This window comes from Pseudomonas sp. RHF3.3-3, assembly GCF_048069595.1.
GTDB classification, from domain to species: domain Bacteria; phylum Pseudomonadota; class Gammaproteobacteria; order Pseudomonadales; family Pseudomonadaceae; genus Aquipseudomonas; species Aquipseudomonas fuscovaginae_B.
On record NZ_CP182250.1, the window covers coordinates 1,125,547 to 1,138,794 of the forward strand.

14 protein-coding genes are annotated in these 13,248 nt (G+C 62.0%); 9 read left to right on the forward strand and 5 right to left on the reverse strand.

Annotated elements, in window-relative coordinates:
• Nucleotides 1-44: 44 nt before the first annotated feature.
• The gene (locus ACMGT0_RS05055; RefSeq protein WP_054059049.1) at nucleotides 45-533 is read right to left on the reverse strand and encodes a DUF3015 domain-containing protein; all 489 of its coding nucleotides are present in this window, start codon (nucleotides 531-533) and stop codon (nucleotides 45-47) included.
• A 269-nt stretch (nucleotides 534-802) separates the two neighbouring features.
• On the opposite strand from ACMGT0_RS05055, the gene ACMGT0_RS05060 reads away from it, so the two are divergent.
• Both ACMGT0_RS05060 and ACMGT0_RS05065 read left to right on the forward strand, forming a co-directional pair.
• Nucleotides 803-3,241: a Lon protease family protein gene (locus ACMGT0_RS05060; protein ID WP_054059048.1), complete on the forward strand. Its 2,439-nt coding sequence runs from the start codon at nucleotides 803-805 to the stop codon at nucleotides 3,239-3,241.
• 269 nt (nucleotides 3,242-3,510) lie between these two features.
• Nucleotides 3,511-3,828, forward strand: coding sequence for a hypothetical protein (locus tag ACMGT0_RS05065; RefSeq protein WP_054059047.1), 318 nt, complete (start codon nucleotides 3,511-3,513; stop codon nucleotides 3,826-3,828).
• 4 nt (nucleotides 3,829-3,832) lie between these two features.
• On the opposite strand, the gene ACMGT0_RS05070 is transcribed toward ACMGT0_RS05065, so the two are convergent.
• Nucleotides 3,833-5,659: a hypothetical protein gene (locus ACMGT0_RS05070; protein ID WP_416771712.1), complete on the reverse strand. Its 1,827-nt coding sequence runs from the start codon at nucleotides 5,657-5,659 to the stop codon at nucleotides 3,833-3,835.
• A 172-nt stretch (nucleotides 5,660-5,831) separates the two neighbouring features.
• Between ACMGT0_RS05070 and ACMGT0_RS05075 the strand changes: the two genes are divergently transcribed.
• Together ACMGT0_RS05075 and ACMGT0_RS05080 are read left to right on the forward strand one after the other, a co-directional pair.
• On the forward strand, nucleotides 5,832-6,320 hold the full coding sequence (locus ACMGT0_RS05075; RefSeq protein ID WP_017905389.1) for a TIGR00645 family protein: 489 nt from the start codon (nucleotides 5,832-5,834) through the stop codon (nucleotides 6,318-6,320).
• 190 nt (nucleotides 6,321-6,510) lie between these two features.
• On the forward strand, nucleotides 6,511-7,128 hold the full coding sequence (locus ACMGT0_RS05080) for an FKBP-type peptidyl-prolyl cis-trans isomerase (RefSeq protein WP_054059045.1): 618 nt from the start codon (nucleotides 6,511-6,513) through the stop codon (nucleotides 7,126-7,128).
• Between the two features lie 127 nt (nucleotides 7,129-7,255).
• Here the strand turns inward: ACMGT0_RS05080 and ACMGT0_RS05085 are convergent, their stop codons facing one another.
• The 3 genes from ACMGT0_RS05085 to ACMGT0_RS05095 form a co-directional block, all read right to left on the reverse strand.
• Nucleotides 7,256-7,513 carry a hypothetical protein gene (locus ACMGT0_RS05085; RefSeq protein ID WP_054059044.1) on the reverse strand — a complete coding sequence of 86 codons (258 nt, stop codon included), beginning with the start codon at nucleotides 7,511-7,513 and terminating at the stop codon, nucleotides 7,256-7,258.
• Between the two features lie 205 nt (nucleotides 7,514-7,718).
• Entirely contained in the window at nucleotides 7,719-8,060 is a 342-nt protein-coding gene (locus ACMGT0_RS05090; protein WP_017905392.1) for a zinc ribbon domain-containing protein YjdM, read from the reverse strand.
• 132 nt (nucleotides 8,061-8,192) lie between these two features.
• On the reverse strand, nucleotides 8,193-9,161 hold the full coding sequence (locus ACMGT0_RS05095) for a polyprenyl synthetase family protein (RefSeq protein WP_416771714.1): 969 nt from the start codon (nucleotides 9,159-9,161) through the stop codon (nucleotides 8,193-8,195).
• Nucleotides 9,162-9,493: 332 nt separating this feature from the next.
• On the opposite strand from ACMGT0_RS05095, the gene rplU reads away from it, so the two are divergent.
• From rplU to ACMGT0_RS05120, 5 genes are all read left to right on the forward strand, one after another.
• Nucleotides 9,494-9,808: a 50S ribosomal protein L21 gene (gene rplU / locus ACMGT0_RS05100; protein ID WP_017905394.1), complete on the forward strand. Its 315-nt coding sequence runs from the start codon at nucleotides 9,494-9,496 to the stop codon at nucleotides 9,806-9,808.
• A gap of 33 nt (nucleotides 9,809-9,841) precedes the next feature.
• Nucleotides 9,842-10,099 (forward strand): 50S ribosomal protein L27, encoded by a 258-nt coding sequence (gene rpmA, locus ACMGT0_RS05105; RefSeq protein ID WP_003281574.1) that lies wholly within the window; start codon nucleotides 9,842-9,844, stop codon nucleotides 10,097-10,099.
• 187 nt (nucleotides 10,100-10,286) lie between these two features.
• Entirely contained in the window at nucleotides 10,287-11,510 is a 1,224-nt protein-coding gene (gene cgtA, locus ACMGT0_RS05110) for an Obg family GTPase CgtA (RefSeq protein ID WP_054063775.1), read from the forward strand.
• Between the two features lie 121 nt (nucleotides 11,511-11,631).
• Nucleotides 11,632-12,750 (forward strand): glutamate 5-kinase, encoded by a 1,119-nt coding sequence (gene proB, locus ACMGT0_RS05115; protein ID WP_054059041.1) that lies wholly within the window; start codon nucleotides 11,632-11,634, stop codon nucleotides 12,748-12,750.
• A 20-nt stretch (nucleotides 12,751-12,770) separates the two neighbouring features.
• Nucleotides 12,771-13,232, forward strand: coding sequence for a CreA family protein (locus ACMGT0_RS05120; protein WP_054059040.1), 462 nt, complete (start codon nucleotides 12,771-12,773; stop codon nucleotides 13,230-13,232).
• Nucleotides 13,233-13,248 lie beyond the last annotated feature (16 nt).

Genomic DNA, 13,248 nt, shown 5'->3' on the forward strand with positions numbered 1-13,248 from the left:
GGTCGGGCAGGGAATGCCCGCCCCGAAGGGCGGGCGGGTCACGCTCAAGCCTGGGTGGCGTACTTGGCCAGGCGTGGATCGCTCTTGAGAACGGCCAGGGTGTTGGTGTGCACGTCGTCGGCGGTGACGTCGGCCTTGTTGAAGATCTGCTGGAAGTGCTCGTGAGTCACGGCGGCGAAATGCGCACGATCTTCCGGCGCCACACCGAGCACCACGGCGTAGGTGGTCAGCGCCTCGCCCTGGCCCTTGGCCATGTCTTCCGACAGTTCGTTCATCATGCCATTCATGGCGATCCAGGATTTGCCGCCATAGGTCAGCGCGTCCTTGGTCGAGCAGCCGTTGGTACCGGAGGTCATGCCGAAGGTGGCGTTACCGGAGGTGCCGTTGGTGGTGGAGGCCAGGAAGTGCGCCGGGGTACCGCGCTGGCCTTTGAACAGCATGTTGCCCCAGCCGCAATCCGGGCCGCCTGGTGCCTGGGCCATGGCCTGGAGAGAGACGACGGTGAAGAGAGTACCGAGAAGAATCCGTTTCATAGCTTTGTTCTCTTTGTGTGCATGTCAAAACAAGGGACCGGTCTGTTCGAGCCCCGGTGGGCCGGTTATGGTCCGGCCGCGCACGTTGGAGTTTAGGCACGATCCAAGGGTTCCGTGATTTTTTGCCTGAAGAATGATGTACAAGCTTTGTAGTACGGTTCCGAGGGCTTTTGTCCCGCCGTGAGGTTTCGCCTGCCTGTCGCCTTGCCAGCCGGGGGCGGCGAGCGCCAGAATGCCTGCATCTGCCCCGCCTGATGTAAGGAAGCCCGATGTCTGATTCTGTTGCTGCCAGCCTGCGTCTTGCGCCCGAAGCGCTGACTCGCCCTTTTTCCGCTGAACAGTTCAGCTTCTCCACCACCAATGATCTGGAGCCTTTTCGCGGTGTGCTCGGCCAGGAACGCGCGGTCGAAGCGTTGCAGTTCGGTGTGGCGATGCCACGCCCCGGTTACAACGTATTTGTCATGGGCGAGCCGGGAACCGGTCGCTTCTCGTTCGTCAAACGCTACCTGAAGGCCGAGGGCAAGCGTCTGCAGACTCCTTCGGACTGGGTCTACGTCAACAATTTCGATGAGCCGCGCGAGCCGCGGGCGCTGGAGCTGCCCGCGGGCGAGGCCGGCGCGTTCATCAGTGATATCGGTGGCCTGATCGACAACCTGCTGGCGACCTTTCCGGCAGTTTTCGAGCACCCGTCCTACCAGCAGAAAAAGAGCGGTATCGACCGTTCCTTCAATCAGCGTTATGACCGCGCCCTGGACGTGATCGAGCGCCTGGCACTGGAGAAGGACGTCGCCCTGTACCGTGACAGCAGCAATATCGCCTTTACCCCCATGAGCGACGGCAAGGCCCTCGACGAGGCGGAGTTCGCCCAATTGCCGGAGGCCGAGCGCGAGCGTTTCCACACCGACATCGCCGAGCTCGAGGAGCGCCTCAACGAGGAACTGGCCAGCCTGCCGCAATGGAAGCGCGAGTCGAGCAACCAACTGCGTCAGTTGAACGAGGAAACCATCACCCTGGCGCTGCAGCCGCTGCTGGCGCCATTGTCGGAGAAGTACGCGGAAAACGCGGCGGTCTGCGGTTATCTGCAAGCCATGCAGGTCAATCTGCTGCGCACCGTGGTCGAGCAACTGGTGGACGACAGCAAGACCGATGCGGTGGCGCGCAAGCTGCTCGAGGAGCAGTACGCCCCGAGCCTGGTGGTCGGGCATCCGGCCAGCGGCGGTGCGCCGGTGGTGTTCGAACCGCATCCGACCTACGACAACCTGTTCGGCCGGATCGAATACAGCACCGACCAGGGCGCGCTGTACACCACCTACCGGCAACTGCGCCCGGGCGCGCTGCACCGGGCCAATGGCGGCTTCCTGATCCTCGAAGCCGAGAAGATGCTCAGCGAGCCGTTCGTCTGGGATGCCCTCAAGCGTGCCCTGCAGTCGCGCAAGCTGAAGATGGAGTCGCCGCTGGGCGAACTGGGACGCCTGGCGACCGTGACCCTGACGCCACAGATGATCCCCTTGCAACTCAAGGTCATCATCATTGGCGCGCGTCATCTGTATTACACCCTGCAGGACCTGGACCCGGACTTCCAGGAGATGTTCCGCGTGCTGGTGGACTTCGACGAAGACATTCCGATGGTCGACGAGAGCCTGGAACAGTTCGCCCAGTTGCTCAAGACCCGTACCTCGGAAGAGGGCATGGCGCCGCTGACCGCCGACGCGGTGGCGCGCCTGGCGACCTACAGCGCCCGCCTGGCCGAACACCAGGGGCGGCTGTCGGCGCGCATCGGTGATCTGTTCCAACTGGTCAGTGAGGCGGACTTCATCCGTCACCTGGCCGGCGACGAGCGCACCGATGCCGGGCATATCGAGCGGGCGCTGAAAGCCAAGGCCACGCGCACCGGCCGGGTCTCGGCGCGGATTCTCGACGACATGCTGGCGGGGATCATCCTGATCGATACCGACGGTGCGGCGGTCGGCAAGTGCAACGGCCTGACGGTGCTGGAGGTCGGCGATTCGGCGTTTGGCGTGCCGGCGCGGATTTCCGCCACGGTCTATCCGGGGGGCAGCGGTATCGTCGATATCGAGCGTGAGGTGAACCTTGGGCAGCCGATTCACTCCAAGGGGGTAATGATTCTCACCGGCTATCTGGGTAGCCGGTATGCCCAGGAGTTCCCCCTGGCGATCTCCGCGAGCATCGCCCTGGAGCAGTCCTACGGTTATGTCGATGGCGACAGCGCGTCCCTCGGCGAGGCCTGTACGCTGATTTCGGCCCTGTCGAAGACCCCGCTCAAGCAGTGCTTCGCCATTACCGGCTCGATCAACCAGTTCGGTGAGGTGCAGGCGGTGGGCGGGGTCAACGAGAAGATCGAGGGCTTTTTCCGGCTCTGCGAGGCCCGTGGCCTGACCGGCGAGCAGGGGGCGATCATCCCGCAGGCCAACGTCGCGACGCTGATGCTCGACGAGAAAGTCCTGCAGGCGGTGCGTGCCGGGATGTTCCACGTGTATGCGGTACGCCAGGCCGATGAGGCGCTGAGCCTGCTGGTGGGCGAGCCGGCCGGTGAGCCGGATGCCGACGGCCAGTTCCCGGAGGGCAGCGTCAACGCGCGGGTGGTGGAGCGCCTGCGGGTGATTGCCGAATTGATCAGCGAGGACGACCTCAAGGAGGCCGAGAAGGAGGCCGCCGAGCAGGCGCTGGCGGAGGTCAAGCCGTCCTGACAGGCGTTGTGGCGGCGGGCTCGCTGTGGGAGCGGGCCCGTCCGCGAAGCTTTTGGGGGCGCCCTCGGGGGCGCCTGCGCTGACGAACCTGCTCTCCCAAGGGGTGGGTCAAGAGTTTGACGTTTTTCGAAAAAGGTGTCCGTTTGTCCTCCAGGCTCTTGTGTTGCCTGGATTTATCCTATTCTCTGGGCAAGGACATCCACTGTAGTCACTGGAACGATACAGGCTCCATCGGGGTCTGAAGACAGGATCTACCGAGGGTCGCCGTCATGTCGCGCAGCCTGTGTCTCACCCGTCAATGCCTGGGTCTGGTCACCCGTATCGAATGCGTTATTCGCCCGCTTGCCGGGGATAACGGAATGTGGACCCTCCTGTTCGCCGCCGGAATGGCCGGAGAACAACCTTCCGCGATCAAGTCCCAGGGCCCGTTCCATGGCCCCTTCGTTGCCGAATCCATCCTCGACTCGATTGTCGAAAGCCTGACCCTGCACGGCTACCAGTTGGCCGAGGAGCCGCAGATCTGGCGGCTGCACCTGCAGGCGCAGCTACGGCAGATCAACGGCGAACGCAGCCGGCAACTGCATTGAGCAGTCATTCGGCCGGTTCGTTGTTCTGGACCTTGTCGAGCTTGACCTCGAAGCCGTATTCGACGGTCTGCAGGTCGGTGCGCTGGTAGCTTTCCAGGTGTGTCGGCTGGCCGTAGAAGTAATGCACCTCATAAACCGGCGTCGAGCCGGTTTTTCCGTTGTGGCTGCTGGAGAGAATCTCTTTCAGATAGTTGCCGCTGTCGTCCTTGGCATAAAAGCGCCAGGCATCGGCAGGGAACTGTTTCTGATCGACCACCAGGGCGTTGCCCCGTAGCTCCAGGCCCTTGGGCAACTGGCGGGCATCGAGGCTGTTCTTCTGGATGTTGGCGAGAAACAGCGGGATCGAGCCGATGGCGTAGGCCGGCGTTTCCGGAAACAGGTTGAGATCGTAGGTGATCGAGCCTTCCATCGGATCGACTTCGAAGGCTTCCTTGGGCAGTTCCAGTGGTTCGCCGCGCTTGCCCTGTTCGTCTTCGGCGAAAAAGGTCACCGGGCTGTCGCCGAGGTTGAAGGAGGAACCGAGCAACTCGTCGTTGAAGGTCCGGGGATGGTCGAACTCGATGCGCGCGGCGCTGGCGTCCTCGACCGACTGGCTGATGCTGACGCTCTTTTTCAGGTGCTCGGCATCGAGGTTGGCGTCCTTGAGGTAGTTGGCGGCCTGATCGTCGTAGACCACCACGGGCATTGGCAGCGCCTGGATTTCCTTGCCGGTGGGGTTGTCGAACTGGCGTACCGGCAGGTCGAGGTCCTTGCGGTTGACCACCGCATCGGAGAAATCCAGCACGCTGATTTCCAGCCTGTCGACCAGGCCGTTGAAGTACACACGGGTGTAGCGGCTGGGCTGGCCGGCCTCGAAGGTTTTCTGCTCATCGTCGAGTTTCTTCTCGAACTCGTCGCTCCAGCTCTTCTGCTTGAGCATTTCGTCCAGTTGCTTCTGATAGAAGGCGAGCTGGGCGGCATTCTCGTTGATCGAGCCCGAGCGCGAGAGGAACTGCCCGGTTTTATCCCGGGCCTGGACGATCAGCGGGTTCAAGAGGGTATCGCCGAGTTGCGGGGCTTGCGGCGCGCTGTTGCTCAGTTCGACTTCGGCATTGTTCCTGTCGAGGGACACCAGGGTCAGGCTGATGTTGTCCTGGATCTGGCGCTTGCCGATGTCCTTGCCGGTCAGGCTGAAGGTCACGATTTTGCGCGGGGCGATCACCTCGATCTTGCCGTGCAGGGTGACCGGCTGTGGCTGTTTGCTGTTCTCGATCTCCAGCCCCTCGATATAGGGGTAGCTGACGGTCAGGTCATCCGGGTTGGTCAGGTTCGCGCTGGAGGGGCTCAACTGGATCCCGGGATCGGTTTCCGACCATTCCGGCTGGAAAGGGATCACCTGCTTGTCGCTGAGGGTTACCGACTGCCATTCCAGTGCGTGGGGGAAGGGGAATTCGGTCGGGTAGTTGAAACTGAACGGGAAGATCGGCTGCAGGTCGGTCAGGTAGTCGGAGCTGGATTTCTTGCGCAGCACGAACAGCCCGTTGATATAGGTCTCGGCCAGGGCCTGGGGGCTTGCGTAGTGCTTGAGCAACGCCAGGGCATCGTCGCCGTACTCGGTTTCGATCGGCTTGTCCCGCAGGCGCAGGCGGGCCCGTTCGAGCAGCAGCAGCGAGCCGCCGAGGTCCGCCACGGCGTCCTTGAGCTTGGGGTCCTGAATGCCGTCCAGGGTTTTCTCGAACTGCGCGGTCCGTTCTTCAAGGCTGGCCTGGGGCGGCTTGTCGTGGGGCGAGCAGGCGTTCAGCAGCAGAGCGGCCGAGAGTCCGAGGCAACCCAGGGGGCGTCGCAAATCCATTGTTCAGTTTTCCTGTCCACAGTACATGCGCGATGTCATTGATGCCGACACTAGCAGAAAATTGCCCGGAAGCAGCTGTCCTGCCGTTGAACGAGGTGCGTGATGCAGGCTTTTTCCCTCGGGTTGAGGCGCTGGTATACTCGCGGCCATTTTCAGGCGATATGTGAGATTCATGGAACGGTTTATTGAAAATGCGATGTATGCGTCGCGCTGGCTGTTGGCGCCGATCTACTTCGGCTTGTCCCTGGGGTTGCTGGCACTGGCCCTGAAATTCTTCCAGGAAGTGTTTCACGTTATTCCCAACGTGTTTTCCATGGCCGAGTCCGAGCTGATCCTGGTGCTGCTGTCGATGATCGACATGGCCCTGGTGGGCGGGCTGCTGGTGATGGTGATGATGTCCGGCTACGAGAACTTCGTCTCCCAGCTGGATATCTCCGACGACAAGGAGAAGCTCAGCTGGCTGGGCAAGATGGACTCCACTTCGTTGAAGATGAAAGTGGCGGCGTCCATCGTGGCGATCTCCTCGATTCACCTGCTGCGGGTGTTCATGGACGCCAAGAACGTCGATCCGGTGCATCTGCAGTGGTACGTGATCATTCACATGACGTTCGTGGTCTCGGCGTTCGCCATGGGCTACCTGGACAAGGTGACCAAGCACTGATCCCCGGCTGCCATGTCGACCCGCACCGCCCGTTCGTTGTGAAACGCACGGGCGGTGTCGTTTCTGGGGATGGGCTGCTAACCGTGGGTGCTTCTGTGCTAGTCTGCCCACCCTTTTTGGTTCCGGGCGCGAGGGGAGATGCCGTGTTTTCAGGGTATTTTCCGGAGCAGTCCCACAGCGGAGCAGTATGATGTCCGAAGTAAATCTGTCCACCGACGAAACCCGCGTCAGCTACGGTATTGGCCGTCAGTTGGGTGACCAGCTGCGTGACAACCCGCCACCCGGCGTCAGCCTGGACGCGATCCTGGTCGGTCTGACCGACGCCTTCAACGGCCAGCCAAGCCGTGTGAGCCAGGAAGAACTGTCCGCCAGCTTCAAGGTCATTCGTGAAATCATGCAGGCCGAAGCGGCCGCCAAGGCTGAAGCCGCAGCGGGTGCCGGCCTGGCGTTCCTGGCGGAAAACGCCAAGCGTGAAGGTATCACCACTCTGGCCTCGGGCCTGCAGTTCGAAGTGCTGACCCAGGGTGACGGCGCCAAGCCGACCCGTGAGGACACCGTGCGCACTCACTACCACGGTACCCTGATCGACGGCTCCGTGTTCGACAGCTCCTACGAGCGTGGCCAGCCTGCCGAGTTCCCGGTGGGTGGCGTGATCGCCGGTTGGACCGAAGCCCTGCAACTGATGAACGCCGGCAGCAAATGGCGTCTGTACGTGCCGAGCGAGCTGGCCTATGGCGCCCAGGGCGTTGGCAGCATCCCGCCGCACAGCGTGCTGGTGTTCGACGTCGAGCTGCTGGCCGTCCTGTAAGCCGCTGCTGAAGCAGGCGGTGCGGCGATCCGACTGGCCCGCGCAGAGGCGATGGCCTGTTCGCGACTAAATCGTATCGCCGGACCGCCTGCTCCCACAGGGGCAGTGGTGTGAGCCTGAGTAGAGTTCACATCTGCAGCTTGCCGTGGAGATCCGCCGTGGGGCGCAATGCCCGGGCATAACAGAACAGGAACAGGTTGCGCACCAGTTCCTTGAGCACCAGCGGTTCGCTGGAACTCAACCCGCTGACATCCAGGTCGCCCTGGTCCTGCAGCTCATGCAGCGCTTCTTCCTCCAGTACCGCACAGACTTCACCCGTTTCCCGATGCAGGATGCGCAGGTAAGGGTGTGGGCGGTCCAGCCAGGCATCGATCAAATAAGTCATGGTCTCATCTCCTTGATGGGTTTCAATGAGAATAATTCTTATTCAAGGAATAGCAAGTGCCTATTGGCGGATTCCTGGTTTTTCTGTGGGGGAATTGGTCTGAAATCGGGAATCGGGGGAGGAGGGGGACGCCAGGGGGAAACTGCCGGTGATCCGGGGCTGCTGGCGACAGGGGCTGGTGCCGCGTCGCCAGCGTGGCATTTCCTCAGGCTTTGCGGACGAATTCCGATTTGAGTTTCATCGGGCCGATGCCGTCGATCTTGCAGTCGATATCGTGGTCGCCATCGCACAGGCGGATGTTCTTCACCTTGGTGCCGACCTTGACCACCAGCGAGGTGCCCTTGACCTTGAGATCCTTGATCACGGTAATGGTGTCGCCATCCTGGAGGATATTGCCCACGGAGTCCTTCTTCACGTTGTCGTCGGAGGCGGCTTCGGCTTCGCCGTTGGCGGACCACTCATGGGCGCACTCCGGGCAGACCAGCTGGACGCCGTCTTCGTAGGTGAACTCGGAATTGCATTTCGGGCAGGGTGGCAACGTGCTCACTAGGGCTCCTCAGGTTTTGGGAAGGCTAAAAGCGCACATTATATAGGGTTTTGTCGGCGAGGGGGGAATGACGCGGACGTCTGCCGGAGCGTGCGGTTCGCCACACCGCACGCTCCGGCAAGGAGAGGTGTGTCAGTGGGTGCGGGCGACGGCGAACTCGCTCAGTCCGACCAGCGCATCGCGGTATTCGCTGGCTGGCAGCGCCTCCAGGCAGGCAATCGCCCGGGCCACGTAGTCACGGGCCAGTTGGGCGGTGTATTGCAGCGAGCCCGAAGCTTCCACGGCAGCGCGGATGCTTTCCAGGTCCTCGATTCCGCCTTTCTGGATGGCCCGACGTACCAGGGCGGCCTGTTCCGGCGTGCCTTCGCGCATGGTGTAGATCAGCGGCAGGGTCGGCTTGCCTTCGGCGAGGTCGTCACCGACGTTCTTGCCCAGGGTCTCGGCATCGCCCTTGTAGTCCAGCAGGTCGTCGACCAGTTGGAAGGCCACGCCGAGGTGGTCGCCAAAGGTACGCAGGGCTTCGGCTTGCTCCGGTGTCGCGCCGCACAGGGCGGCGGCGCTGTGGGTCGAGGCCTCGAAGAGCATCGCGGTCTTGCCGCGGATGACTTCCATGTAGGTTTCTTCGGTGGTGCTGGCGTCGCGGACCTTGGACAGTTGCAGCACTTCGCCCTCGGCGATGATGCGGGTGGCCTGGGAGAGGATCTTCATCACCGGCATCGAGCCCAGTTCGACCATCATCTCGAAGGAGCGCGAATAGAGGAAATCACCGACCAGGACGCTGGGCGCGTTGCCCCACATGGCGTTGGCGGTGGAGCGGCCGCGGCGCATGCCGGACATGTCGACCACATCGTCATGCAGCAGGGTGGCGGTGTGCAGGAATTCGATGGTGGCTGCCAGCAGGCGCAGGTCGTCGCCTTCGCGACCCAGGGCCTTGCCGCAAAGCAGTACCAATAAAGGACGCAGGCGCTTGCCCCCGGCCGAGGTGATGTAGTCACCGATTTTCGAGACCAGCGGCACCCGGGAAGTCAGCTGCTTCTTGATGATACCGTCGACGGCGCTAAAATCGTCCGCCACCGCGCGGTAGAAAGCTTGGGGTTGCATCAGCGAGGGTCGCTCCAGAAGGGTTGCGCGGCATGCTAGGGCGGGGGGTACGGCCTGTCAAGGCGGCCCCGGGCACCGTGAACGCTGCTGCGCTCGATAATCCTGCCCCAAAAGCCGGCTCGGACGACCGTTTTCAGGGAGAACGTCCGCAGGACAGCGCTCCTATCCACTTGCAAGGAATCGACAGCTTGCGTACAATCGCGCACCCTGAACTTCCTGGGCAGCACCTGCCTTACGCAATTGCACTTGGGCCGTTCCAGCCCCATGCAGCCATGCCAGCCAATACCTTTACCTATTAAGCGCTGGGTGAGCAGGATTATCGGAGAAATACCATGTCTTACGCAGTAATCGTTACCGGCGGCAAGCAGTACAAAGTCGCCCCAGGTGAATACCTGAAGATTGAAAAACTGGAAGTCGCCACTGGCGAATCCGTTACCTTTGATCGCGTTCTGTTGGTTGCCAACGGCGACGACGTGAACATCGGTGCTCCAGTTGTTGCTGGCGCTACCGTTTCGGCTGAAGTGGTTTCCCAAGGCCGTCACGACAAGGTCCGCATCATCAAGTTCCGCCGTCGTAAGCACCACATGAAGCGCATGGGTCACCGTCAGTGGTACACCGAGATCAAAATCACCGGTATTCAGGCTTAATTCGCCTAATTCCCTTTTTGGAGTATTGAACTCATGGCACACAAAAAAGCTGGTGGTAGTACCCGTAACGGTCGCGACTCAGAAGCCAAACGACTTGGCGTGAAGATGTACGGCGGCCAGGCTATCAAGGCGGGCAACATCATCGTGCGTCAGCGCGGCACCCAATTCCACGCCGGTTATGGCGTTGGCATGGGTAAGGATCACACCCTGTTCGCTAAAGTCGAAGGCGTGATCAAGTTCGAAGTAAAAGGCGCCTTCGGTCGTCGTTACGTGAGCGTCGTCGCAGCTTAATCGCGGCAATGCTGGAGAAGCCCTGTCTTGCGACGGGGCTTTTTCGTTTGTGGGGTGAGTCTCTTGCAAAGCTGTTCGTGTGAGCCGTGCGCTGGTTTCATGGGTGGATAGGTGGCGCTACGCTCATCTTTGCAAGAGTCTTATGTCTTGATTTCCATCGGCTCGTCCCGGTGACGAGAGGCGTGTTATGAAGTTTGTTGATGAAGTATCGATTCGCGTAAAGGCTGGCGACGGCGGTAACGGTTGCATGAGTTTCCGTCGGGAAAAATTCATCGAGAAGGGTGGGCCCAACGGCGGTGACGGTGGGGATGGCGGTTCGGTCTATATGGTTGCCGACGAAAACCTCAATACCCTGGTGGATTACCGCTATACCCGGCATTTCGAGGCCGAGCGCGGATCGAACGGCGGCAGCACCGACTGCACCGGTAAAAAGGGTGATGACCTGGACCTGCGCGTGCCGGTCGGCACCACGGTGATCGATTCCGCGACCCAGGAGGTCATCGGTGATCTGGTCAAGCATGGTCAGCGCCTGCTGGTGGCTCATGGTGGCTGGCATGGCCTGGGCAACACCCGCTTCAAGTCCAGTACCAACCGTGCACCGCGCCAGACCACGCCGGGCAAGCCGGGCGAGCAGCGTGACCTCAAGCTGGAAATGAAGGTGCTGGCCGACGTCGGTCTGCTGGGTCTGCCGAATGCCGGCAAGAGTACCTTCATTCGTTCGGTGTCGGCCGCCCGTCCGAAAGTGGCGGACTATCCGTTCACCACGCTGGTGCCGAACCTGGGTGTGGTCAGTGTCGACCGCTGGAAGAGCTTCGTCATCGCCGACATCCCCGGCTTGATCGAGGGGGCTTCGGAGGGTGCCGGCCTGGGGATTCGCTTCCTCAAGCACCTGGCGCGTACCCGTCTGCTGCTGCACCTCGTTGACATGGCGCCGCTGGATGAAAGCAGTGCCGCGGATGCGGCCGAAGTGATCGTCAACGAGCTGGCGCGCTTCAGTCCGTCGCTGGTCGAGCGTGATCGCTGGCTGGTGCTGAACAAGTGCGACCAGATCCTCGAGGAAGAGCACGAGGCGCGTGTCAAGGAAGTGGTAGATCGCCTGCAGTGGACCGGCCCGGTCTACGTGATCTCGGCGATCGCCAGCGAGGGTACCGAGCGTCTGACCCGTGACATCATGCGTTACCTGGAGGATCGTCTCGATCGCCTGGCCAGCGACCCGGCCTACGCCGACGAGTTGCGTGAGCTCGACCAGCGCATCGAGGATGAGGCGCGTGCCCAGCTGCAGGCTCTGGATGACCAGCGGGCCCTGCGTCGCAGCGGCGTCAAGAGTGTCCACGACATCGGTGACGATGATTGGGATGAAGATGACTTCGATGATGAGGATGGTCCGGAAATCATTTACGTCCGCGACTGATTCATTCGGTAAACTAGAACGCCGCTCCCCTGAGCGGCGTTTTGGTATCCGTAATACGTAAATCACATAATCGCGTGGGTGGCGCCCGGTTGCGCTGCCTGCTGGCAAGGGTTGGAAGATCATGCGGAGCAAGGTGACAGGTGCGCAGCGTTGGGTCGTGAAGATCGGCAGCGCACTGCTGACGGCGGACGGCAAGGGCCTGGATCGCGCGGCAATGGGTGTCTGGGTTGAGCAGATGGTGGCATTGCACGAGGCTGGCGTGGAGCTGGTGCTGGTGTCGTCCGGCGCGGTGGCGGCGGGCATGAGTCGGCTTGGCTGGACCGCTCGACCGAGTGCCATGCATGAATTGCAGGCGGCGGCGGCTATCGGCCAGATGGGGCTGGTGCAGGCCTGGGAGTCGAGCTTTGCCGAGCATGGGCGCCATACCGCACAGATCCTGCTGACCCACGACGACCTGTCCGATCGCAAGCGCTACCTCAATGCGCGCAGCACCTTGCGTGCGCTGGTGGAGCTCAAGGTCATCCCGGTGATCAACGAGAACGACACGGTGGTCACCGACGAGATCCGTTTCGGTGACAACGACACCCTGGCGGCGCTGGTGGCCAACCTGGTGGAGGCGGACCTGCTGGTGATCCTGACGGATCGCGATGGCATGTTCGATGCCGATCCGCGCAGCAATCCCGATGCGCAGCTGATCTACGAGGCTCGCGCCGACGACCCGGCGCTGGATGCCGTGGCGGGCGGCACCGGTGGCGCCCTGGGGCGTGGCGGCATGCAGACCAAACTGCGGGCGGCGCGGCTGGCGGCGCGCTCGGGCGCGCATACCATCATCGTCGGTGGTCGCCTGGAGCGGGTGCTCGATCGTCTCAAGGCTGGCGAGCGCATCGGCACTCTGTTGTCGCCGGAGCGTGGCATGCTGGCGGCGCGCAAGCAGTGGCTGGCCGGACACCTGCAGACTCGTGGCACCCTGGTGCTCGACGACGGTGCGGTGAATGCGCTGGCGCGTGATCACAAGAGCCTGTTGCCGGTAGGGGTCAAGCTGGTCCAGGGCAGCTTCCGTCGTGGTGAAATGGTGGTGTGCGTGGCGCCGGACGGTCGTGAGATCGCTCGTGGGTTGGCCAACTACAGTGCGCTCGAGGCGCAGAAGATCATCGGTCAGTCGTCGGATGCCATTGTCGGCCTGCTGGGCTACATGGCTGAGCCGGAGCTGGTTCATCGCGATAATCTTATTCTGGTGTGATCGAGTCGAGGGGAGTGCGGATGGGTTTGGCAAAGGGATTGTTCGGGTTGCTCCTGGCGTTGCCGCTGCTGGCGTCGGCCGAGGAGATCGGTCAGGTGTCGACGGTGTTCAAGTTCGTCGGGCCGAATGACCGGATCGTGGTCGAGGCGTTCGATGACCCCAGGGTCGAGGGTGTGACCTGTTATCTGTCGCGGGCCAAGACCGGTGGCCTGAAGGGCGGCCTGGGGCTGGCGGAAGATCGTGCCGAGGCTTCGATCGCCTGTCGCCAGGTTGGGCCGATCCGCTTCAGTGGTGAGCTCAAGGATGGCGAGGAGGTATTCAAGGAGCGCACGTCGCTGGTGTTCAAGACCATGCAGGTGGTGCGCTTCCTCGACAAGAAGCGTAATACCCTGGTGTATCTGGTCTACAGTGATCGTGTGATCGAAGGGAGTCCGCAGAATGCGGTGACGGCGATTCCGATTCTGCCGTGGCCGAATCGGTAGGGTGTCGAGTTGGTGT

Coding starts and splice junctions, on each gene's coding strand:
- ACMGT0_RS05055 (WP_054059049.1), bottom strand. CDS start 533: ATGAAACGGATTCTTCTCGGTACTCTCTTCACCGTCGTCTCTCTCCAG.
- ACMGT0_RS05060 (WP_054059048.1), top strand. CDS start 803: ATGTCTGATTCTGTTGCTGCCAGCCTGCGTCTTGCGCCCGAAGCGCTG.
- ACMGT0_RS05065 (WP_054059047.1), top strand. CDS start 3,511: ATGTCGCGCAGCCTGTGTCTCACCCGTCAATGCCTGGGTCTGGTCACC.
- ACMGT0_RS05070 (WP_416771712.1), bottom strand. CDS start 5,659: ATGGATTTGCGACGCCCCCTGGGTTGCCTCGGACTCTCGGCCGCTCTG.
- ACMGT0_RS05075 (WP_017905389.1), top strand. CDS start 5,832: ATGGAACGGTTTATTGAAAATGCGATGTATGCGTCGCGCTGGCTGTTG.
- ACMGT0_RS05080 (WP_054059045.1), top strand. CDS start 6,511: ATGTCCGAAGTAAATCTGTCCACCGACGAAACCCGCGTCAGCTACGGT.
- ACMGT0_RS05085 (WP_054059044.1), bottom strand. CDS start 7,513: ATGACTTATTTGATCGATGCCTGGCTGGACCGCCCACACCCTTACCTG.
- ACMGT0_RS05095 (WP_416771714.1), bottom strand. CDS start 9,161: ATGCAACCCCAAGCTTTCTACCGCGCGGTGGCGGACGATTTTAGCGCC.
- rplU (WP_017905394.1), top strand. CDS start 9,494: ATGTCTTACGCAGTAATCGTTACCGGCGGCAAGCAGTACAAAGTCGCC.
- rpmA (WP_003281574.1), top strand. CDS start 9,842: ATGGCACACAAAAAAGCTGGTGGTAGTACCCGTAACGGTCGCGACTCA.
- cgtA (WP_054063775.1), top strand. CDS start 10,287: ATGAAGTTTGTTGATGAAGTATCGATTCGCGTAAAGGCTGGCGACGGC.
- proB (WP_054059041.1), top strand. CDS start 11,632: ATGCGGAGCAAGGTGACAGGTGCGCAGCGTTGGGTCGTGAAGATCGGC.
- ACMGT0_RS05120 (WP_054059040.1), top strand. CDS start 12,771: ATGGGTTTGGCAAAGGGATTGTTCGGGTTGCTCCTGGCGTTGCCGCTG.